The sequence below is a fragment of the Acinetobacter sp. WCHA45 genome, assembly GCF_002165255.2.
Taxonomy (GTDB): Bacteria; Pseudomonadota; Gammaproteobacteria; order Pseudomonadales; family Moraxellaceae; genus Acinetobacter.
In genome coordinates this window covers 1,250,384-1,271,248 of sequence record NZ_CP028561.1, presented here as the reverse complement: position 1 = coordinate 1,271,248, position 20,865 = coordinate 1,250,384, and the positions used below count along the sequence as shown (strand labels likewise).

Genomic DNA, 20,865 nt, shown 5'->3' with positions numbered 1-20,865 from the left:
AACTTGCATAGTGTAGCCCAATTTCTCTACTTTCGCAGAACAACTTTTCACCATTATGTTGCATTAAATGAGAGAGTTGCAACAGATTCGGCTAGCGGAGAGCACCAATATAGTGATGCGATACTTGTGCCCGATAGATTTCCTCTTCAGTGACTTCGGCAAAGTAAAGTTCTTCATCATTTGTTTGCTTTGGTTCTGCTACAAATAATGTTGATTCAGACTCAGGATATAAATCAAGCAAATGACTTAAACGCTCAACATAATGCGCTAATTCGGCATCGCGCGTTTCCAGTGCAATTTGCATAATATATCTAGCATAAGCTTGGTCATGCACCAAATACATCACATCAATCACACGACTACAGACTCGTCTTAAACGCACATACATTTGAGTTGCAACAGAAAAAGCTTCGGCATTTAGTACAAGTTCATGGTTCGTATTTGCTTTCATAAAGTCCTCACATCGTTGGGAGAAGTATTTCTTGATAATCCAGCTTTAGAAAGCAAAATATGTACCAACCATTCAAAACAAATAAAAATTATTTTATGACATGGTGAACTTATCTGATAAGTAAAAAACATATGCTGAAAATTTAAAGCAAAGACGTGATTCAATCTAAATAAGTAATACCGTATTACTAATCCAAAGAGTTTCACAATATGCCTTAGACCACAAATTAGAATTAATCTATGGAACATAATAAGGCTAAACATCAAAAGAAAAACCGTATTTCTCTTCCAAAATCAGTTAAAATAGTCGATTGCTAAAAATGTTTTGGAAATTTGAATGAACGCTAAACCACGTCTAACAGACTATTGGGTGACCTGTGCTGACGGGCTTGAAACCTTATTACAACAAGAACTTGAGAATTTAGGCATTCAAAATATCCAACGTTTTGCTGGGCGTTTAATATTTAAAGGCACACTTGAGAATGCCTATCGCGTTTGTATGTGGTCTCGTTTAGCCTCTCGTGTGTTGTTACCAATACATACCCATGAACTTGAATTCACACATGACGCGCGTGATGTTGCAGAAGAACTCTACGAGGGTGCGATTAGCTTTGATTGGTCTCTTGTTTTTGCACCACAAAGTACCTTTGCTGTTCGTCTACATGTAGAACGCGAAATTAAAGTCAATACACAATTCGCTACACTACGAGTTAAAGATGGTGTTGTTGATTCATTTATGGAGGCTGTTGGCAAACGCCCAAGTATTGATATTAAACAACCCGAAATTACACTTTATGTATTGGCTGGCAAAACTGAGCATACTTACTGCCTAGATTTATCAGGTGATTCTTTACATAAACGTGGATATCGTCACTTTATGACGGATGCACCGATCAAAGAAAACCTTGCAGCAGCAATCTTACAAAAAGCACAATTACAACAACTACAACCTGATCTAATTCTTGACCCAATGTGTGGTTCAGGAACATTCATTATTGAATCATTAATGATTTTAACTGATCGTGCACCAGGCTTAGTACGTCGCTTTGGCTTCAATGGTTGGCATGGACATGATCGTGAATTGTGGTTATCACTGAAAGCAGAAGCAGCAGAACGTCATGCAAAGGCTTTAGAGCAACCTCTACCCAAGTTTTATGCCTACGATGCGGATTGGGAAGCGGTTAAAGCCACTCGCCAAAACATCATTGCAGCAGGTTTTGAAAAAATACTCGACCAAATTCAAATTGAAGAACGGACTTTAGCAGATTGGGATGATTTCCATGCTGAAGGTAAAAAAGCCTTTGTTGTCACCAACCCTCCTTATGGGGAACGTTTAGGTGATAAGGCCTCTAGTCGATCATTCTATTTAGGTTTATCAGGATTATTACAGAAGAATTTTCCAAATCAGCCTGTTGCCGTGATTGCAGCACAAATTGAACAAGCAGATGTACTAGCCATCACCGAACCTCAAACTTTACGTTTGATGAATGGTAAACTTCCAATTTATATCCGTTTCGGCACAGTAAAACCTGCAGCCGTAGTTCAACCATTCTTAGCGACGTGGCAACCTCAGCAATTTGAAAAAATCGAAGGTGCGGAAGACTTTACCAATCGTTTGCAAAAAAATATGCAAGCCTTAAAAAAATGGGCTGTGAAAGAAAATATTTTTTGCTTACGTTTGTATGATGCCGATCTACCTGATTTTAACATTGCCGTCGATTTATATGGAGATCGTTTGCATATTCAGGAATACGCACCACCAAAAACAATTGATCCTGAAAAAGCAAAAAAACGTTTTAATTTGGGTTTAGCTGCCATTCGTGCAGTGACTGGCTTAAATCGTGACGCAATTTTTATCAAAACCCGTGCAAAGCAAACGGGAACCAATCAATATGAGAAACAAAGCACTGCGTCTAAACGTTTTATTGTACAGGAAGGCAAAGCTAAAATTCTCGTCAATTTAACAGACTATTTAGATACTGGTTTATTCTTAGATCATCGTCAAATTCGTCTAAGAATTGCCAAAGAAGCACGTGGCAAACACTTTCTTAATCTTTATAGCTATACCTCAACTGCTAGCTTACATGCAGCACTTGGCGGTGCAGCAAGTACCACGAGTGTCGACCTATCAAATACTTATTTGAATTGGTCAAAAGAAAATTTTGTATTGAATGGTTTAACGGTAGATCATGCTGATGAACAACATATGTTCTTTTCGAGTGATTGCTTTGAATGGTTAAAAGAAGGTCATGAACAATATGATCTCATCTTCATTGATCCTCCAACTTTCTCTAACTCAAAAAAGTTTTATGGTACATTTGATGTACAGCGCGATCATGTTTCCCTGCTCAAACGTGCAATGAATCGTTTAACCAGTGATGGTACTTTGTACTTCTCCAATAACTATCGTGGGTTTGAGTTAGATGAAGAAATCGCAGCAATCTATCATGTCGAAGAAATTACTTCTGAAACGATAGGCTTAGACTTTAAACGTAATCAAAAAATTCATCGTGCTTGGAAAATCCAACATAATCAAATTTAAGGAATGATTTTTCTCATTATTTAAATGTGAATTTGGTTCTTTTCAAATTAGGAGAATCAAACTCATAAATCATGAAGTTATCTGGAGCCTCATCATGGGGCTTCATACTTGCTTTCTTCTTTTCCCGCACATCCATTACAGACGTTTTCTTTTGTTCTTCATAAGGTGATAAAGCACCTTCAGCAAGCATACTAATTCTTATTTCACGTAAATTACGATCGCTTAAAACACGTTGCGTACGCCAACGCTCCTCTTCTGGCTGCATCGCATCTCGCTGTGCTTTCTCAATAATATTAGGCAGCGCCTTGGTCAACATACCTGTTTGTAAGGCTAAAGTTCCCTCTGTCATCGGTTGTACAGCCCAACCTACGATCGGAAATGCTGTTATGAACACAATTACACCAATATAAGTGTAATAATGTTGCTTATTCTCCATTTTAATTCATCCTGAATTTTTTTCTTATTTATTCCGAAACTAGCAAGCTTTTCATAAAATCGCAATGTCATTGGTAATATTCCTTAAGAAATCAGATAAATTGCACTGATATAAAAAAAGATGGCGATTTTCATCGCCATCTTTTTAGCCAATCATTCAAATTAGATTTAGCTAAGTTTCATTTTATCAAACACAAGCTGACCACTATCACCTTTAATCAGAATATTATCTCCGGGCTGGAATTCACCAGATAAAATTTTCTGAGCCAAGTTATTTTCAACTTGTTGCTGTATTGCACGTTTTAGTGGTCGTGCGCCATAGATTGGATCAAAACCAGCATCAATCAATAGATCAAATGCACTATCATCGACAGTTAAAGCCATATCTCGTTCGCTCAGACGTGAACGTAAACGATCCAATTGAATATCCGCGATACCACGAATTTGAGCTTTTTTCAACGAATGGAAAATGACTAATTCATCAATACGGTTAATGAACTCTGGACGGAAATGCTGAGTTACAGCACTCATGACCACTGTTCGAACTTCCTCATCAGTTGCACCTTCACCTAATTCACGTACATCTTGTGAGCCTAAATTAGATGTCATCACAATGACCGTATTTTTAAAATCGATAACACGACCTTGAGAATCAGTTAAGCGACCATCATCCAATACCTGTAACAGGATATTGAATACATCTGGATGAGCTTTTTCCACTTCGTCAAATAACACTACACTATATGGCTTACGACGAACAGCTTCTGTTAAAACCCCGCCTTCTTCATAACCCACATATCCCGGAGGAGCACCCACTAAACGGCTGACAGAATGCTTTTCCATAAATTCAGACATATCGATACGAATCATGGCATCATCACTATCAAACAAGAAGTTTGCTAATGCTTTAGTTAACTCAGTTTTACCTACACCTGTCGGTCCAAGGAATAAGAATGATCCACTCGGACGATTCGGATCAGATAGACCTGCACGTGAACGACGGACTGCATTGGAAACTGCAACCACAGCTTCATGTTGCCCAACTACACGGTTATGTAAAAACTCTTCCATATTCAGTAGTTTTTCACGTTCACCTTGTAGCATTTTCGCCACAGGAATGCCTGTTGCCGCACTCACTACTTCAGCAATTTCATTTTCAGTCACTTTGGTACGAATTAGCTTCGGTTCTTCATTTTCCTCAGCGACTTCCGCTTGTTCCAAGCGTTTTTGCAACTCAGGAATCACGCCATATTGTAAGCGTGCTGCTTCAGCCAAATCACCTTCACGTTTTGCTTTTTCTAAAGCAACACGGGCTTGATCCAATTCAAGTTGAGCTTTCTTATCACCTTCAACGAGTGTTTTCTCGGCTTTCCAAATTTCCTCTAGATCATTATATTCTTTTTGCTTTTCAGCAATTTGCTGTTCAAGATGATTCACTTCAGCTTTACTGCCAGCATCTGCATCTTTCTTCACTGCTTCTAATTGCATTTTCAATTGGATTAAACGGCGATCAAGTTTATCTAAAGCTTCGGGTTTAGAATCGATCTCCATTTTGATACGTGAAGCAGCTTCATCAATTAAATCAATGGCTTTATCAGGCAATTGACGGTCCGTGATATAACGATGCGACATTTTTGCAGCTGCAATAATTGCTGAGTCTAAAATTTGAACGCCATGATGCGTTGCATATTTTTCTTTTAGACCACGTAAAATCGCAATGGTATCTTCCACACTTGGTTCATCAACGAGTACTTTTTGGAAACGACGCTCTAGGGCAGCATCTTTTTCAATATATTGACGATATTCATCTAAAGTTGTTGCTCCAACACAACGCAACTCACCACGTGCTAAAGCAGGTTTCAACATATTACCTGCATCCATTGCACCATCGCCTTTTCCTGCACCTACAAGCGTGTGTAATTCATCAATAAATAGAATGATTTCACCTTCTTGTTTTGCAAGATCATTCAAAACGGCTTTCAAACGTTCCTCGAACTCACCGCGATATTTAGCACCTGCCAGCAACGAACCTAGATCCAAAGACAATACCCGTTTACTTTTTAGACTTTCAGGAACTTCACCATTAATAATTCGTTGCGCTAGACCTTCAACAATCGCAGTTTTACCCACGCCAGGTTCACCAATCAAGACTGGGTTATTTTTAGTTCGGCGTGATAAAACCTGTATCGTGCGACGTATTTCATCATCACGACCAATAACTGGATCAAGCTTACCGGCCAAAGCACGTTCTGTTAAATCAATGGTATATTTATTCAATGAATCGCGTTGATCTTCATGATTATTACTCATGACTTTGTCATTTCCTCGAATATTTTCAATTACTTTGCGTAAACTATCTGGTGTTACCCCAACGCTGTTTAATATCGTTTTGGTTTCACCCGTTTCCGCTAAACTTAATAACACCCAATCTGTTGATAAGAATTCATCACCTGCTTTTTGCGCATAACGATCAGCTAAATTTAAGATCTTTACCGCTTCAGGATTAAGATTAATATCTCCAGTTGGATTTGATAAAGTCGGTGCATTTCTTATTGCTTGTTCTAACTTTTGTTTTAACTCTGGCAAGCGTGCACCTGATTGCTGCAACAAACTTAAATTGGCAGGCTCTTCTAGTAAAGTCGATAAAATATGAATACCCGCAATAGAAGTATGGTCTTTACCCATTGCCAATGATTGTGCATCTGAAAGAGCTTGCTGTAGACGGTTCGTAAATTTTTCAAAACGCATTCTTGTTATTCCTCACAACAAATTTTTAACTTACCACTAAGATGGGAACACTTTTTAAATTTTCAAATAAAATTTATATATTTTTCAATATTTTGTTTAAATTAAACTTTATAAAACTTGGTAATAGTATGGGTATACAAACAATCTATTTCAAGTATATTTTGTATAATTTTCTATCTATTCTGATTTAAACAATATCCATATTGTTATTTTAGGGTGAAACTTTTACCTTAAGTCTTTACTTCATTTAAAAATGATCGTTATGCATTTAAGAAGAATTGTAATAGCTAGTATTTGCCTTTTCCCTATTCAGATGGCTATCGCTCAATTACCACAGAATTCACGACATGCAGGGGACTAAATTTCCAAGTTTTATTCCACCAACAGCAGGCAAATTTAGTAACTCATTTGGACGCAAACGTTTCTTTAATAATGAAGAACGCGCCCCACATTCAGGTCTAGACATTCCAGCACCAATTGGCCAAAAAGTTGTAGCGCCAGCAGATGGCATTATCGTTCAAACTGGTGATTATTTTTTCAATGCTAAGACTGTTTTGATTGATCACGGTCAAGGTTTAATCAGTATGTTCTGCCATCTCAGTAAAATTGATGTTTCAAAGGGACAACATATTACTCAAGGTGAACTTTTAGGTTTAGTGGGAAATACAGGTCGAGTCACTGGTCCACACCTGCACTGGGGAATGAGTTTAAATGATGCACGGATAGACCCACAATTATTACTAAAATAAAAACTATGTCGATAAAAAAGTGATCTAAACAAATAGATCACTTTTTAGTTAAACTTAATAATTAAGTCTTAATCAGCTTCTACAATTTCAAAGTCATGTGTGATTTCTACACCACCATCAGACAACATTTTGCTCGCAGAACAATATTTTTCTGCTGAAAGCTCAACTGCTTTTTCAACTTGCTTTGCTTTAACCGCTTTACCTGTTACTACGAAATGTAAGTGAATTTTTGTAAACACCGCAGGAATAGAATCAGCTCTCTCCGCTTTTAACTGGCATACAACATCGGTCACATCTTGGCGTGATTTCTTTAAAATAGTCACAATATCAAACGAAGCACACCCACTAAGTCCCATTAAAATCAACTCCATAGGACGTGGCCCACGGTTTTCACCACCATACTCAGCAGAACCATCCATCACTACACTGTGACCACTTTCTGATTTCGCTTCAAAAGCAACATTCTCTAACCAATGTACACTTGTTTGCATTGCAACTACCCGAAAAACGTTATAAATTTACTTCAGTTCTTGTACACTAACATAAAATGAGTTGATAAGGAATTTCATCTCTTCTGTGTAGAAAAGGCTCCATGGGGCCTGTGCGATCGGTTTTATCCAAATTCGGAAATTTTAAGCATGACTTCAAATTTTTCACATCTTAGCACTGATGCTTTGTCTCCAGGTCAATTACCTGAGTCAGTTAAAGCATTGCTAAAACGTGCTCATATTAATAGATACCCTAAACGCACCACGATTGTTGACGCTGGAACGGAATCAAAATCACTGTATTTAATATTAAAAGGTTCAGTGTCAATCATATTACGTGAAGATGATGAGCGTGAGATTGTTGTTGCATATCTCAATCCAGGTGATTTCTTTGGTGAAATGGGGCTGTTTGAAAATAACCCTCAACGTACCGCAGAAGTACGTACACGAGATGTTTGCGAAATTGCAGAAATCTCATATGAAAATTTCCACGAACTCAGCAAACAATACCCTGACCTGAGCTATGCTGTATTTGCTCAGCTTGTTCGCCGTCTGAAGAATACAACGCGTAAAGTCACTGACTTAGCATTTATCGATGTATCTGGTCGTATTGCTCGTTGTTTAATTGACTTATCTACACAGCCTGAGGCAATGATTCTACCGAATGGTCGTCAGATTCGTATTACACGTCAAGAAATTGGTCGTATTGTGGGTTGTTCACGTGAAATGGTTGGTCGTGTTTTAAAAACACTTGAAGATCAAGGCATGATTCAAACTGATGGTAAAGCAATTTTAATTTTTGATACTTCTTTAGATGATAACGCATTTTCTGAAGATGAATTTGATGATGAGGATTAATCCCCTCTAGCTTTAAGCTAATTTCAAAGCCAGTGCAAACCACTGGCTTTAATTTTATCCAGATGAAGCTAAGCTATTTAGCTTTTCATCAATTCTGCTTACATAATTACTATGATTATAGAGATAATCAGAATATAAAGCCTTGCAAACTTTTTTTATAATTCTTGTTAATCATGGGTATATTTATAAGATACTGATTTGGAGCAAATAAGTATGAAAAAATTGGCTTTAAGCCTTTGTGCAATGACTGTAATAACGATTTCAGGTTGTGCATCATTTGCAGATATGGCAGGTGCTGACAGTGCCACATTAAATGCTCAGTCGGCTCAAAGCTTTGCAAAGATGACACAGGAAGCTCGTGCCAAGAATCAATTGGATATGAGCTCAAATACTTATCAACGTATTAATTCAGTATTTTTGCGCTTAAAACCGTATGCTGACCAAATGAACCAAACCGGTCAGCGTTTTGATTGGCAGTTAGCAGTACTAAAATCAGATACTGTAAATGCCTATGTTGCGCCAGGTGGGAAGGTCGTTTTCTATACGGGTATTGTGAACAAGCTGAATTTGACCAATGATGAAATCGCAGCAATTATGGGACACGAAATGACCCATGCCTTAGAAGAACATGCCAAAAGTAAAATTGGTGCACAAGCACTTACAAACTTAGCGATTGGGATTGGTACGACTTATGCGGGTGCGAATATTGGTGAAGCAGGTAATGCGGCAATTGCTTTAGGTAGTCAAATTGGTATTGGTTTACCCTATTCTCGTAATTTAGAAAGTCGCGCTGATTTTGGTGGGTTAATGCTGATGGCAAAAGCAGGATATAATCCAAATGCAGCAATTAGTCTTTGGGAAAAAATGGATCGTGTAGATGGTGCTGGTGGTGCATCATTCTTATCAACTCACCCATCAAATAGTCAACGTATTAGTGATATGCGTAAAAATTTACCTGCTGCTCTGGCAGTTTATAATAAACGTCGTTAATTTAGCCAAAGCCATTAGATCTCATTTTAGAGATTTAATGGCATATCTTTTAGCTGTCTTATATACAAAAACTCTAATTTATCTCAGCAATTTTTGAATCCGTTTCAACAGTCTGATTAATCTCTATCAGCTTTTGAATTTCCCCCGTTTGTGGAGCAATCACAGGGACCTCCATTTTCATTGCTTCCATAATTGCAATTGTCTCACCTTGGTTTACATGATCATTTTCTTGAACTTTCCACACGGTGATTACACCACTCATCGGTGCTAAGACACTATTACTACTTGGGTTCTGATCAGAATCATTTTGTTTCTGATTTGGTGGGGGTGTCCCGACTAAACTAAAAAATCCATTTGGTAAGCCAATCTGATGCAACTTTCCATCTATTTCAATTGGATAACGTTGTAATTCAACTTGATTGCTCAGTTTACTACGTGAATAGTGAGGATAATCATGGCGACTATCTTGTTCAATCCAACGTGTATGTACTTTAAATTCATCAATAAAGTCAGCATCTGACAGGATTGCACGATGGAATGGTAATACTGAAGCAATGCCCTCTATTTCAAAATGGGCAAGCGCTCTTTTGGCCCGTTGAATTGCAATCTCGCGGGTTGCACCAGTCACAATTAATTTCGCAATTAAAGAATCAAAATGACTTGAAACAACACTTCCAGTCATCACCCCCGTATCAAGACGAATACCAATTCCTGATGGTGGGTGAAAACGAGTAAGCTGTCCAAATGCTGGGATAAAACCACGTGCTGGATCTTCCGCATTAATTCGGAATTCAATTGCATGTCCTATTGGTTTTGGCATTTCTTGAATCGAAAGTGGTTGACCTAAAGCAATTCGAATTTGTTCTACAACTAAGTCTAAGCCCGTAGTTTGCTCAGTAACTGTGTGCTCAACTTGTAGACGTGTATTAACCTCTAAGAACGAAAGTTGACCATTTTGACTAAGTAAATACTCGACGGTACCTGCCCCGACGTAATCTGCAGCGCGGCAAATTGCAATAGCAGATTGCACTAACTGAGCTTCAATATGCTCATTAATAAATGGTGCAGGTGCTTCCTCGACTAGCTTTTGATTACGGCGTTGTAAAGAACAATCTCTCGTTCCTACAACGACAATATGTCCCTGTTGATCAGCAATAATTTGTGCTTCCAAATGCCGAGGCTTATTTAAATATTGTTCAACAAAACATTCTCCTCGACCAAAAGCAGCGAATGCTTCTCGCACAGCCGATTCATATAAATCGGCAACTTCATTCAATTGCCAAGCAACTTTTAAACCACGTCCACCACCGCCATAAGCAGCTTTTATCGCAATCGGCAGACCATACTGTTTCGCAAAATATACGGCTTCTTGAGCTGATTGAAGTGGTTGTTCAGTACCATGAACCAAAGGTGCATTTACCGACTGTGCAATTTTACGCGCTTGTATTTTGTCACCAAGTTTATGGATAGTTTCAGGAGATGGCCCAATCCAAATCAGCCCCGCATCCATCACAGCTTGGGCAAATTCGGCACGTTCTGATAAAAAACCATAACCAGGATGAATCATGGTCACTTGGGCTTTATACGCAATATCAATAATTTTATTGATATCTAAGTAAGTTTGCTGTGCTGTTTGTCCTGATAAGGCCCAAGCTTCGTCTGCAAGTTGAACATGCAAACTGGCAATATCATCATCTGCATAAATCGCCACTGATGTAATATCCATATCTTTACATGCGTGAATAATGCGTACAGCAATTTCTCCGCGATTCGCAATCAGCAGCTTATGTTTTTTATGCATCTTTTTTGACATCCATGAAATCATAAATTTTACGAAATTGAATATGGCAACCAGCTGGAATCTGTGCAATTAAGTCCAAATGATAGGATGCGACCGCCGCAATCACAGGATAACCCCCTGTAATAGGATGATCATTCATAAATAATACAGGCTGACCATTTGGAGGAATTTGCAAAGCACCTGTACAACAACCTTCGCTCGGTAATTCTTGCTCGAATTGTCGCGTTAAAGGCTGATCACCCACTAATCTCAATCCAATTCGATTACTCTCTGTGCTCACTAACCAAGTTTGTTTAAACAATAAATCAAGGCTTTCTTCGGCAAACCAATCTGTACGCGGCCCTAACACGAGATCTATTTCAATAATCTCATCTCGTTTAGGTAATTTAATCGGTATTAGATTTAAGCTGACAGGCTGCGTTTTTAATTGGGCAAAATGAATCTCATCACCCACTTGAATTGGTTTTGTACCCAATTCAGCCAAAGAATCATAACTAGCACTTTCTAGTACTTGCTCAACAGCGATACCGCCTCGTAGCGCAATATAATTACGAATCCCTGCACTCGGTGCTGAAATATAAATTTCATCACCATAATCTAAAGCAATCGGCTGATACAAAGCCACTTTAACTTTATCCGCGCCAATATAAGTAATCCATACTTCCGTTTCCGCACCTGTCACAGCAATAACTGTTGCTTCTAAAACCTGTAATCGCAATCCACCATTTAAAACTTCCATGACGGCTGCATTCTGTGGATTGCCAACAATTAAGTTTGCCTGACGAAATGCCTTTTGATCCATAGCACCTGCCCGCCCCACGCCTAGCTCAGCTAAATTTTTACGTCCTTCATCTTGGATCAATACTTGTAAGCCAACATTTTTAACGCTTAACACAGCAGGTTTTTTAATCGATTTTCTTTGAGAAAATCTCTGAGCAGGCACACAAATTTGGGTTGGATTATGACTATCATCCTTAAAGATGACATGATCACTCGGCAGTAATAAAGCAGGCTGTTGTCGATGAATATCCCACAATATCTCATCAGTCTGTCCAATCAACTGCCATCCACCCGGACTATCTTGAGGATAAATACCGCTATATTCGCCTGCTAAACCTACTGCCCCTGCACTAACTTTTTTACGTGGTGATGCTAAGCGTGGAATACTCCTAAATACTTGCTCAGGATTGGTTAGATAAGCAAAGCCGGGAGCAAAGCCAATAAATGCAACTTGCCAATAAGAGTTGGTATGTTTCTGAATGACTTGTTCAGTACTTATTCCTAAATATTCAGCAACATTATTTAAATCAATACCGTTATAGCGCACACCGATAACGATTTCCTTCCCTTGACGCAAAGTATCCTGACTGATTTTTTGGCTTGAAATCCATCGAATCAGTGTATGCATCTCGACCAATAACGAATCAAAATAAATCAGTATGCTACGTGCCGCAGGAATAAGTTCTTTTATATGAGGATGCTGTGCTTGTTTTAAGCAGTAATGAACCGCCATTGTTTCTTCTAAACTTTCAAGCTCAATCAAAAAACAATCTAAATTAACGGATAGAAATCGCATAAAACAGCTCTTTTAAAATGTTTAAAACTCATTCAAAGACTAAAAGCACGAACTTCAATTTTATTTTCTAACAATACTTGGCGAATCTTTTCTGCCATTTGTACCGCCCCAAAGGTATCACCATGCAAACAAATGGTATCTGCCTGAATTGTAGTGAAATCCCCTTCAATCGACTCAATACCTCCGTTCTGAATCATGCTCAGTACACGTTGAGCTACGACTTCTGCATCATGTAAAACAGCACCATCTAAACGGCGTGAAACTAGTTCACCATTACGATGATAAGCACGATCAGCAAACGCTTCAGAAATAACGCCAACTCCCTGCTTACGAGCAAAATTAATTAAAGGCGAACCCGCCAATGCAACTAACACTAATTTTTTATCTGAATGCTGTATTGCATCAATCACTGCTTGAGCTTGAGTTAAATTGGTGGCAATAGTGTTATATAAAGCACCATGTGGTTTGACGTAAGTCACTTTTGTTCCAGCGACTTGAGCCAACCCTTGCAGCGCTGAGATTTGATAAAGCACGTCTGCGTATAATTCATCATAAGATACATCCATATTACGGCGACCAAAACCAACCCGATCTGGATACGAAACATGCGCTCCCACACTAACATTTTGAGCGGCCGCTTGTTTTAAGGTATTTAACATATTGACAGGATCACCTGCATGAAAACCGCATGCAATATTGGCGCTACTCACAATCGCAAGAATCTGCTCATCATTTCCCATTTTCCAAGCACCATAGCTTTCGCCTAAGTCGCTGTTTAAATCAATATGCATATATAAACCTAATGCTGATTTTATGATCCGATAATTAAGTAATATATTCGAAGTGATTACAAAATCACATATTTTATCGACTTTAACAGCTTATAGCTGTGACTAAGGTTACGGTTTCTTGTGCCTGTAAATGTCTAAGTGTTAGCACTTCGGGATACTATGCTTGGCGAAAGCGACAGATGTATGTCCATCAGAAATATACTGATTTAAAAGCTATTTATTGGCAGCACCATGCTCGCTTAGGAGCACCTTCATTGACGCATGACATGCATGATTTAGGTTACTGCATAAGTGAACGTACAGTTGGAAGAATGAGGATTTGAGTTGCCGCCTGTTGGATTCATATTTCCAACACAACCATTTAAAAACAAGCTAGATGCAGAACAGATCAAAATTGGATATTTCATCTATACACCCCCTATTGAGTGAATGAATGATTTGCAAAATTGTACAAAAACCAGCAGAAATGACTAAAACTCAAAGCTAGTTTATGAATAAACCATATCAAAACAAAACAGTTGTAAATTTTCATTCACAACTGTTTTATAAATAAATCTATAAATGGTTTAAATAAATTTATTTCGCAGCCATACGAATACCACCATCTAAGCGGATCACTTCACCATTTAAATATGAATTTTCAGCAATATGTGCAACCAAACGACCAAATTCTTCAGGACGTCCCAAACGTGATGGATAAGGCACCATTTGCCCTAAGGCATCTTGTACATTTTGAGGTAAGCCTTTCAGCATTGGAGTTTCCATAATCCCTGGTGCAATGGTTAAAACACGAATTTGATGACGTGCTAACTCGCGCGCAATCGGAAGCGTCATCGCAACTACACCACCTTTTGATGCAGAATAAGCCGCTTGTCCAATTTGCCCATCAAAAGCAGCAACTGAAGCTGTATTTACAATCACCCCACGATCTTCATCGCCTTCAGCAACAATATTTTTACTCATTGCATCTGCTGCGAAACGCAACATGTTAAATGTACCCGTCACGTTGATATGTAAGGTTTTTGAGAACATAGCTAAATCATGTACAGATTCTTTGCCCACAACTTTTGCTGAGGGTCCAATCCCTGCACAGTTGACTAGTCCATATACCGCACCATGTTTTGCAACAACATCTTTAAAGAGTTGCTCTGCAGCTTGTTCATCAGTTACATCTAATTTTACAAATTCAGCTTGTGCACCTAATACCTGTGCCTGTTGTTCACCCGCTTCAGTGTTCATATCGACTAAGGTAACCGTCGCACCTTGTTTAACGAGAACCTCTGCTGTTGCAGCCCCTAAACCAGAACCACCACCAGTAATAACAAAATGTTTTCCTTGAATTTTCATCTAAATTTCCTCGTAAATTAAAGATATAAATTTTTATAAGCGAGAGTAAAGCCAAGTTTTTTCCGATACAATTCCTAAAAGTAGCAAAAGTGATGCGACTTTTGAGCATTCAACCTATTTACTCTTCTATATTTCATTTCTGTATGAGCAAAAGCACCGATGTCGATCTTAATTCTGCTAAGGATACAATTTCAATTGCTTTAATTCGTGAAGCATTGAGTGTTGCCGCAAGTCGAGGTTTAGATATTCTCCATATCGCTAATCAAGCAGGCGTTTCAGTCGAACTGCTCAGTTCAACCAAAGCCCGTGTTCCAGTGATGCAATGTGCACGATTGTGGATTGAGCTAGCAGAACATATGAATGATGAGTTTCTAGGCATGGATCGCCATCCAATGCGTCGAGGAAGCTATAGCTTATTGGCAAAGTTGGCATTCAGTGCAGAAACATTAGAACAAGCTATTCAAGAAATCTTAAAGTTTCTGAGTTTAGTGTTGGATGACATTCAAGGTGAATTGATTCAACAAGGTGCAAAAGCATACTTAATTTTGCATGACCGTGAACATCCTAAACGAATGTTTACTTATTCGACCTATTTGATGTTAGTCCATAGTTTAATGTGTTGGCTAAGTGACCAGCGCATCCCTTTTCAGAAAATGACCTTTAAATGTCATCAACCTGTCGAAATACAGGATTATCGTGTTCGTTTTTGCGAAGATATTCAATTTAATGCTGATCAAAATCTCATTGAATTTGATGCAAACTACCTCAAACACAAAATCAAAAAAGATAAACAGGCTTTAAACGACTTTCTCAGACAAACGCCTTACAATCTAATTGTTCGCTTTAAAAATGAAAACTCTTTAAGCTTGCAAATACGTCGTCAACTGCTTTTACAACCACCCTCAGAGTGGGATGAACTCAAAGAAATTGCCCAACAACTGAATATGTCAACGGCAACCATTCAACGCCGTTTAAAACAAGAAGGTGTCAGTTATCAGCAGCTAAAAAATGATATTCGCTGCGATATTGCAATTGAACGGCTCAGTAAAAGCAATGATTCAATTCAGAACATCAGTGATGATTTGCATTTCCATGATCCAAGTGCATTTCATCGCGCTTTTAAAAAATGGACAGGCGTTAGTCCCGGTGCTTATCGTGCGAAAACACTATTTAGTAAAATAGAAGCTTAAATAGTTTTTTGTCCTAGACTGACACGATCATTGCCACCATAATCCTTGATAGTCTGAATCTGCTTAAAACCTTGTTGCTCAAACATATTTCGCACTGCTTGCCCTTGATCATAACCATGTTCAAGCACAATCCAACCATTGGGTTTAAGCCAATCTTTGCCTTGGGTAATAATGGTTTCAATATCTGCGATACCCTGCTTATCAGCAACCAATGCTCGCTCAGGTTCAGACTTGAGCTTTTGCATATGTACATCATCAGGATCAATATACGGCGGATTGGAGACAATCAAATCAAACTGTTGCTGCTCTAAAGCCTCGAACCAAGCCCCACAAGCGAACTTCACTTGCATCAGCCCGTGTCGAACTGCATTGTCCTGCGCCACGTCTAAAGTGGGTGCGTATATATCAGTTGCAGTGACTTGCCATTGCGGACGCTCACTTGCGAGCGCCAAAGCAATTGCGCCTGTTCCTGTGCCTAGGTCAACAATATTCGCGTGTTGATCGAGTGGCAGTTTGAGCACCGTTTCAACCAAAATTTCGGTATCTGGGCGTGGCACTAGAGTGTCATGGGTGACTTTTAAATCCAACGTCCAAAAAGGTTGTGAACCTGTGACATAAGCCAAAGGCTCACCCTGTTCGATACGCGCAAGCCCTTCTAAAAAAGCCTGTTCCTGTATTTCAGTCAACTCTTGCTCAAGTCTTAATTTGAGTTCTAAAGCATTGATACCTAGTAGGTGTTCAAGTAGCCATGCCGCCTCTTGACGTTCATAGCTATCAATTTCACCTTTGATTTCTAAGGCTTGAGCAATATTCATTAGCCGCCATTTTCCTGTGCAAGCATCGCCAACTGATCCGCCTGATATTCACGATGTAAGCTATCCAGCAATTCCGTTAAATCACCTTCCATAATTGCATCTAACTTATATAAAGTCAGGTTAATACGGTGATCGGTCATACGACCTTGAGGGTAGTTATAGGTACGAATACGTTCAGAACGATCACCTGAACCGACGAGGTCACGGCGCATTTCTGAAGTCGCTGCATCAGCGGCTGCACGTTTAGCATTTTCTAAACGTGAGACTAACAATGCCATCGCTTTGGCTTTATTCTTATGTTGCGAACGCTCTTCCTGACATTCCACTACCACACCCGATGGAATATGGGTAATACGCACCGCAGAATCGGTTTTGTTAATATGCTGACCACCTGCACCTGATGCACGATAGGTATCAATGCGCAGATCGGCGGGATTGATTTCAACTGTGGTATCCACATCCACTTCTGGCAGAATCGCAACAGTACACGCTGAAGTGTGTACACGACCTTGAGATTCAGTCGCAGGTACACGTTGAACACGGTGTGCACCACTCTCAAATTTCAAACGACCATAGACGCCTTCGCCATCAATACGGCAAATGATTTCTTTATAACCGCCATGCTCACCTTCATTTTCAGAAAGTACTTCAATACGCCAACTTTGTGTTTCAGCATATTTGGTATACATACGGAATAAATCACCCGAAAAAATCGCTGCTTCGTCACCGCCTGTTCCAGCACGAATTTCAAGGTATGCTGCATTGGCATCATTTGGATCTTTCGGAATCATTAGAACATTTAATTGTTCTTCGAGATCAACTAGAAGCGCTTTATTTTCTTTAATTTCTTCTTCTGCCATATCCTTGAAATCGGGATCTGATTTCATTATTTCAGCCGTTTCAATATCTTCTTCCGCTTGACGATATTTGCTCCAAACCTCAGTGATTTCTGTTAAATCATTATGTTCGCGAGACAATTTACGAAAACGTTTATTGTCCGAAATTACTTCTACATCAGCGAGCAATGCAGTCAGCTCTTCGTGACGATCACAAAGCTGATCCAGTCTTAAACGGAGTGATGCTTTCATGGGCGGAATATCTCAAAACTAAAGACTCAGTGCCGATCAAAATAATGAAGCACGAGCAAAATCAAAAAATTGCGCATAGTTTACAGATTCTAAGACTTAAAAGACATAGAGAAACTAGGTAACTTACCAATCCCCTATTATTTCATCACAAATTCTGCGTTTTTTAGTATGTATAGGTTGTTCTCTTCCCTGAGCTTCGATATAAATAATCAAAGATAAATTAGAATGATAAAACAATAGGATAAACGATGAGTAATTTAATAAACCGCCCTACACTCGCCTTCACAGCCGCAAGCTGGCTTGCGGTTCTTATTGGTGTTGTTGGTTTTATGATTGGATTGTGGAATGCAGAAATGCCTCTGCATGAAAAAGGCTATTATTTGATCATTCTATTATATGGACTGTTCTCCACGATCTCACTACAAAAAACATTACGGGATCAATTAGAAGAAATACCTGTAACTATGATTTATGTTGCGCTTTGTTGGGCATCAGTTGGTATTTGCATTGGATTATTACTATTTAGTTTAACTAACGCTACGCTCACTTTAAGTGAAAAAGGGTACTACATTATGTCTTTCTTGCTCAGTTTGTTTGGCGTCACAGCGACCCAAAAGAACATTCGTGATCTCGATCATTTACGTCATCAACAAGAAATAAATTCTCATCAACACAAATTAGAAGAAGAGTCGAGTAAGAAAGTTCCATTAGATTAATTACAATCCATTAAAGAGTGCTTGTCGTTTAAGCCTCTTTTTGTGAATTAAATCAGTATTTGATTGATTACAAATATTTATTTCACCTTATTCAGGATTGTTATTAACAAAACACTACATTCTCCTTACTAAGTAGTAATAATTTCTGTCGGCATCTCCATATTTTCTTTCTCAAACTTTGTTACATTTGCAGTCATTAAAAAGATGTCCCATTACTGGGAACATGGAGTCAAAATGAAAGCGAATATTTTGTTATTGAGCGCAATTTTAGCAAGCTCAACTCTAGCAACCAGCGTGTATGCTGATAATGCAACACGTGTTGCAGCAACTTCTGCTTTAGGTAGTGTTGTTGGTACAGCAATTGGTAAAGAAATTGGTGGTAATAATGGTGCGATGATTGGCTCTGCTGTCGGTGGTGCTGGCGGTGCGGCGGCTGCAAGTAGCAAACGTACTCGTACTGAAGCTGCGATTGGCGGTGGTCTAGGTGGTGTTGGTGGCTACACTGTAGGTAAAAATGTAGGTGGAACCACAGGTGGATATATCGGAGCGGCAGCTGGTGCAGCGGGCGGTGCAGCATTAGGTCGTCAAGTTGGTCAAGATCGTGATTATGACAATCGCCAAGATAACAAACGTCATTGGAAAAAGAAAAAACATCGTCATCATTAATCATTCTAAAAAGCAGCTTAGGCACTGCTGTCCCATAGTTAGACTTAAATAAAAAAACCTGAGTCCAAAGTAGTTAAAATATAAGTGCGAACAAACACTTCAACTACAAGGATTCAGGTTTTTTCACATCAGAATACGGTATTTCATCAATTACTCAAGCCCATTTTGAGACAAGATTTTGAACGTCTTGCAAAACAATACCATCAAGGACAAAAATTAAGATCAGCAACACGATGGGATCAATTTATTGCAATATTAATGTCCCAACTATCATGCCGTCAAAGCTTGAGGGATATTGAATCTAATCTCGAATCACAACAGGAAAAGCTTTATCACCTTGGTGCCAAAAGAATTGCACGTAGTACATTAGCAAGAATCAATGAAGAACAACCCGCTCGCTTGTATCAACAATTCTTTATCCAACTACTGCAACATTGTGAAAATTCCAAGATTGCTCATAAATTTCGATTTAAAAATCCACTCTATTCACTTGATGCGAGTCATATTGATCTTTCACTGTCATTGTGTGAATGGGCAAAAGTACATGAGTCCAAAGCAAGCATAAAACTTACAGTTGGGTTAAATCATAGCAACACTATTCCTGAGTTTGTTGCGCTTGGTGATGGTATTGAAAATGACATGGTACAAGGCAGAACACTTAAATTACGATCTGGAAGTATCGCTGTATTTGATAAAGGGTATATTGATTATCAATGATTTGCAGAAATGACCAACCAAAAAGTCAGCTTTGTTACTCGGTTGAGATCAAAGACAGTTTATAAGGTAAAATCAAAACAAGATGTGTTCGCCAGTAAGGGGATTCTTGCGGATGAATATATTGAGTTGAGTAGTGATCATGCTAAAAAGCGTGGTGCACCTAAGCGATTAAGACGTATAAAGTTTTATGATAAAAAAAGAAAAGAACGTTTGAGTTTTTAAGTAATAACTTTCATTTAGCTGCATCTACCATTGCTGCAATTTATAAAGATCGGTGGAAAGTAGACCTATTTTTTAAAGCGATCAAGCAAAACCTAAAATTGAAATCGTTTCTAGGCCGTAGCCGCAATGCGATACAAACACAAATATGGATTGCATTAATCGCGTATTTACTGATAAGTTTTGCGAAACATATGGCACAAGAAGGATGGAGTGTTCAAAGATTATTAAGAATTATTCAGGTGAATTTATTTGAAAGGAAACCATTGAAGGCTTTGTTTTTACCTGACAAAAAGTGTAATAAACAAGAAGAACCTCAGTTGAGGTTCTTTTTGTGATATTTGTGAGACAGCAGTCACCTAAGGTGCTTTTTTCACTAGAAGCTCGTTGCGATCAAAACTAGGAAACTAAACAACAACGTACCTATAGATCGTTTACAATGTACATGAACTTCTTGCTCAAGCCCTTGAGTCAATTGGTCTAAGTTTTCCATAACTTTGCGCTCATTTAATGTACGGCAATTGTTAATTTGCCTAAATAATCCACCAGTTAAAATTAGCAAAAAGTCTAATAATATGCTAGAGCGATTTTTTAACCAATAGGTTAAATTGTGACAAAAATAAGTACATTACAAGAAATAATGATGATTAAAATTTATAGATACTATCCGAAAATTAAA

The 20,865-nt window shown here is 38.6% G+C and carries 17 protein-coding genes and 3 pseudogenes; 9 read left to right on the top strand and 11 right to left on the bottom strand.

Features of this window, described 5'->3' with window-relative positions; translation table 11 throughout:
- Positions 1-91: 91 nt before the first annotated feature.
- Positions 92-451, bottom strand: coding sequence for a hypothetical protein (locus tag CDG55_RS07480; RefSeq protein WP_005159614.1), 360 nt, complete (start codon positions 449-451; stop codon positions 92-94).
- A gap of 336 nt (positions 452-787) precedes the next feature.
- Here CDG55_RS07480 and rlmKL point away from each other — a divergent pair, with 336 nt between their 5' ends.
- Positions 788-2,992 carry a bifunctional 23S rRNA (guanine(2069)-N(7))-methyltransferase RlmK/23S rRNA (guanine(2445)-N(2))-methyltransferase RlmL gene (gene rlmKL / locus CDG55_RS07475; protein ID WP_087537350.1) on the top strand — a complete coding sequence of 735 codons (2,205 nt, stop codon included), beginning with the start codon at positions 788-790 and terminating at the stop codon, positions 2,990-2,992.
- Between the two features lie 16 nt (positions 2,993-3,008).
- Here the strand turns inward: rlmKL and CDG55_RS07470 are convergent, their stop codons facing one another.
- On the bottom strand, positions 3,009-3,428 hold the full coding sequence (locus CDG55_RS07470) for a hypothetical protein (protein WP_087537351.1): 420 nt from the start codon (positions 3,426-3,428) through the stop codon (positions 3,009-3,011).
- 167 nt (positions 3,429-3,595) lie between these two features.
- Positions 3,596-6,175: an ATP-dependent chaperone ClpB gene (gene clpB / locus CDG55_RS07465; protein ID WP_087537352.1), complete on the bottom strand. Its 2,580-nt coding sequence runs from the start codon at positions 6,173-6,175 to the stop codon at positions 3,596-3,598.
- Between the two features lie 365 nt (positions 6,176-6,540).
- Here clpB and CDG55_RS07460 point away from each other — a divergent pair.
- Positions 6,541-6,924 (top strand): annotated as a pseudogene (locus CDG55_RS07460) (M23 family metallopeptidase); the annotation flags it as partial.
- Positions 6,925-6,992: 68 nt separating this feature from the next.
- On the opposite strand, the gene CDG55_RS07455 reads toward CDG55_RS07460, so the two are convergent.
- Positions 6,993-7,415, bottom strand: coding sequence for an OsmC family protein (locus CDG55_RS07455; RefSeq protein WP_087537353.1), 423 nt, complete (start codon positions 7,413-7,415; stop codon positions 6,993-6,995).
- Between the two features lie 147 nt (positions 7,416-7,562).
- Between CDG55_RS07455 and crp the strand changes: the two genes are divergently transcribed.
- Positions 7,563-8,270 (top strand): cAMP-activated global transcriptional regulator CRP, encoded by a 708-nt coding sequence (crp, locus tag CDG55_RS07450; RefSeq protein ID WP_087537354.1) that lies wholly within the window; start codon positions 7,563-7,565, stop codon positions 8,268-8,270.
- Between the two features lie 213 nt (positions 8,271-8,483).
- Complete coding sequence (locus CDG55_RS07445; protein WP_087537355.1) at positions 8,484-9,260, top strand: M48 family metallopeptidase; 777 nt, start codon at positions 8,484-8,486, stop codon at positions 9,258-9,260.
- 73 nt (positions 9,261-9,333) lie between these two features.
- Here CDG55_RS07445 and CDG55_RS07440 read toward each other — a convergent pair whose 3' ends face one another.
- The 3 genes from CDG55_RS07440 to CDG55_RS07430 are packed head-to-tail and all read right to left on the bottom strand — an operon-like array spanning position 9,334 to position 13,428.
- A complete protein-coding gene (locus CDG55_RS07440; protein ID WP_087537364.1) occupies positions 9,334-11,061 on the bottom strand; it encodes an acetyl/propionyl/methylcrotonyl-CoA carboxylase subunit alpha in 1,728 nt (575 codons plus the stop codon).
- On the bottom strand, positions 11,054-12,637 hold the full coding sequence (locus CDG55_RS07435) for an urea amidolyase family protein (RefSeq protein WP_087537356.1): 1,584 nt from the start codon (positions 12,635-12,637) through the stop codon (positions 11,054-11,056). Before CDG55_RS07435 ends, CDG55_RS07440 begins: the two co-directional genes overlap by 8 nt.
- Positions 12,638-12,669: 32 nt before the next feature.
- Entirely contained in the window at positions 12,670-13,428 is a 759-nt protein-coding gene (locus tag CDG55_RS07430; protein ID WP_005159599.1) for a LamB/YcsF family protein, read from the bottom strand.
- A 107-nt stretch (positions 13,429-13,535) separates the two neighbouring features.
- Between CDG55_RS07430 and CDG55_RS07425 the strand changes: the two are divergent.
- A pseudogene (locus CDG55_RS07425) lies at positions 13,536-13,742 on the top strand (IS3 family transposase); the annotation flags it as partial.
- Here CDG55_RS07425 and CDG55_RS15580 read toward each other — a convergent pair.
- Positions 13,704-13,835 (bottom strand): hypothetical protein, encoded by a 132-nt coding sequence (locus CDG55_RS15580; RefSeq protein ID WP_256415116.1) that lies wholly within the window; start codon positions 13,833-13,835, stop codon positions 13,704-13,706. The pseudogene CDG55_RS07425 and the gene CDG55_RS15580 sit on opposite strands and share 39 nt — an antisense overlap.
- Positions 13,836-14,004: 169 nt before the next feature.
- Positions 14,005-14,775 carry an SDR family NAD(P)-dependent oxidoreductase gene (locus tag CDG55_RS07420; protein ID WP_087537357.1) on the bottom strand — a complete coding sequence of 257 codons (771 nt, stop codon included), beginning with the start codon at positions 14,773-14,775 and terminating at the stop codon, positions 14,005-14,007.
- Positions 14,776-14,867: 92 nt separating this feature from the next.
- On the opposite strand from CDG55_RS07420, the gene CDG55_RS07415 reads away from it, so the two are divergent.
- Positions 14,868-15,965 carry an AraC family transcriptional regulator gene (locus CDG55_RS07415; RefSeq protein WP_087537358.1) on the top strand — a complete coding sequence of 366 codons (1,098 nt, stop codon included), beginning with the start codon at positions 14,868-14,870 and terminating at the stop codon, positions 15,963-15,965.
- Here the strand turns inward: CDG55_RS07415 and prmC are convergent.
- Together prmC and prfA are read right to left on the bottom strand one after the other, a co-directional pair.
- The gene (prmC, locus tag CDG55_RS07410; protein WP_087537359.1) at positions 15,962-16,780 is read right to left on the bottom strand and encodes a peptide chain release factor N(5)-glutamine methyltransferase; all 819 of its coding nucleotides are present in this window, start codon (positions 16,778-16,780) and stop codon (positions 15,962-15,964) included. The genes CDG55_RS07415 and prmC overlap by 4 nt on opposite strands.
- Entirely contained in the window at positions 16,780-17,868 is a 1,089-nt protein-coding gene (gene prfA / locus CDG55_RS07405) for a peptide chain release factor 1 (RefSeq protein ID WP_087537360.1), read from the bottom strand. Before prfA ends, prmC begins: the two co-directional genes overlap by 1 nt.
- A gap of 248 nt (positions 17,869-18,116) precedes the next feature.
- On the opposite strand from prfA, the gene yiaA reads away from it, so the two are divergent.
- The 3 genes and pseudogenes from yiaA to CDG55_RS07390 all read left to right on the top strand — a co-directional run bounded on the left by yiaA (position 18,117) and on the right by CDG55_RS07390 (position 20,524).
- Complete coding sequence (gene yiaA / locus CDG55_RS07400; protein ID WP_005159592.1) at positions 18,117-18,584, top strand: inner membrane protein YiaA; 468 nt, start codon at positions 18,117-18,119, stop codon at positions 18,582-18,584.
- Positions 18,585-18,818: 234 nt separating this feature from the next.
- Positions 18,819-19,250, top strand: a complete 432-nt coding sequence (locus CDG55_RS07395; RefSeq protein ID WP_005159589.1) for a hypothetical protein — start codon at positions 18,819-18,821, stop codon at positions 19,248-19,250.
- A gap of 111 nt (positions 19,251-19,361) precedes the next feature.
- Positions 19,362-20,524, top strand: a pseudogene (locus CDG55_RS07390) (IS4 family transposase).
- The last annotated feature ends 341 nt before the right edge of the window (positions 20,525-20,865 follow it).

Coding starts and splice junctions, on each gene's coding strand:
- rlmKL (WP_087537350.1), top strand. CDS start 788: ATGAACGCTAAACCACGTCTAACAGACTATTGGGTGACCTGTGCTGAC.
- CDG55_RS07470 (WP_087537351.1), bottom strand. CDS start 3,428: ATGGAGAATAAGCAACATTATTACACTTATATTGGTGTAATTGTGTTC.
- CDG55_RS07455 (WP_087537353.1), bottom strand. CDS start 7,415: ATGCAAACAAGTGTACATTGGTTAGAGAATGTTGCTTTTGAAGCGAAA.
- clpB (WP_087537352.1), bottom strand. CDS start 6,175: ATGCGTTTTGAAAAATTTACGAACCGTCTACAGCAAGCTCTTTCAGAT.
- CDG55_RS07445 (WP_087537355.1), top strand. CDS start 8,484: ATGAAAAAATTGGCTTTAAGCCTTTGTGCAATGACTGTAATAACGATT.
- CDG55_RS07480 (WP_005159614.1), bottom strand. CDS start 451: ATGAAAGCAAATACGAACCATGAACTTGTACTAAATGCCGAAGCTTTT.
- crp (WP_087537354.1), top strand. CDS start 7,563: ATGACTTCAAATTTTTCACATCTTAGCACTGATGCTTTGTCTCCAGGT.
- prfA (WP_087537360.1), bottom strand. CDS start 17,868: ATGAAAGCATCACTCCGTTTAAGACTGGATCAGCTTTGTGATCGTCAC.
- CDG55_RS07420 (WP_087537357.1), bottom strand. CDS start 14,775: ATGAAAATTCAAGGAAAACATTTTGTTATTACTGGTGGTGGTTCTGGT.
- prmC (WP_087537359.1), bottom strand. CDS start 16,780: ATGAATATTGCTCAAGCCTTAGAAATCAAAGGTGAAATTGATAGCTAT.
- CDG55_RS07435 (WP_087537356.1), bottom strand. CDS start 12,637: ATGCGATTTCTATCCGTTAATTTAGATTGTTTTTTGATTGAGCTTGAA.
- CDG55_RS07440 (WP_087537364.1), bottom strand. CDS start 11,061: ATGCATAAAAAACATAAGCTGCTGATTGCGAATCGCGGAGAAATTGCT.
- CDG55_RS07430 (WP_005159599.1), bottom strand. CDS start 13,428: ATGCATATTGATTTAAACAGCGACTTAGGCGAAAGCTATGGTGCTTGG.
- CDG55_RS15580 (WP_256415116.1), bottom strand. CDS start 13,835: ATGAAATATCCAATTTTGATCTGTTCTGCATCTAGCTTGTTTTTAAAT.
- yiaA (WP_005159592.1), top strand. CDS start 18,117: ATGAGTAATTTAATAAACCGCCCTACACTCGCCTTCACAGCCGCAAGC.
- CDG55_RS07415 (WP_087537358.1), top strand. CDS start 14,868: ATGCGACTTTTGAGCATTCAACCTATTTACTCTTCTATATTTCATTTC.
- CDG55_RS07395 (WP_005159589.1), top strand. CDS start 18,819: ATGAAAGCGAATATTTTGTTATTGAGCGCAATTTTAGCAAGCTCAACT.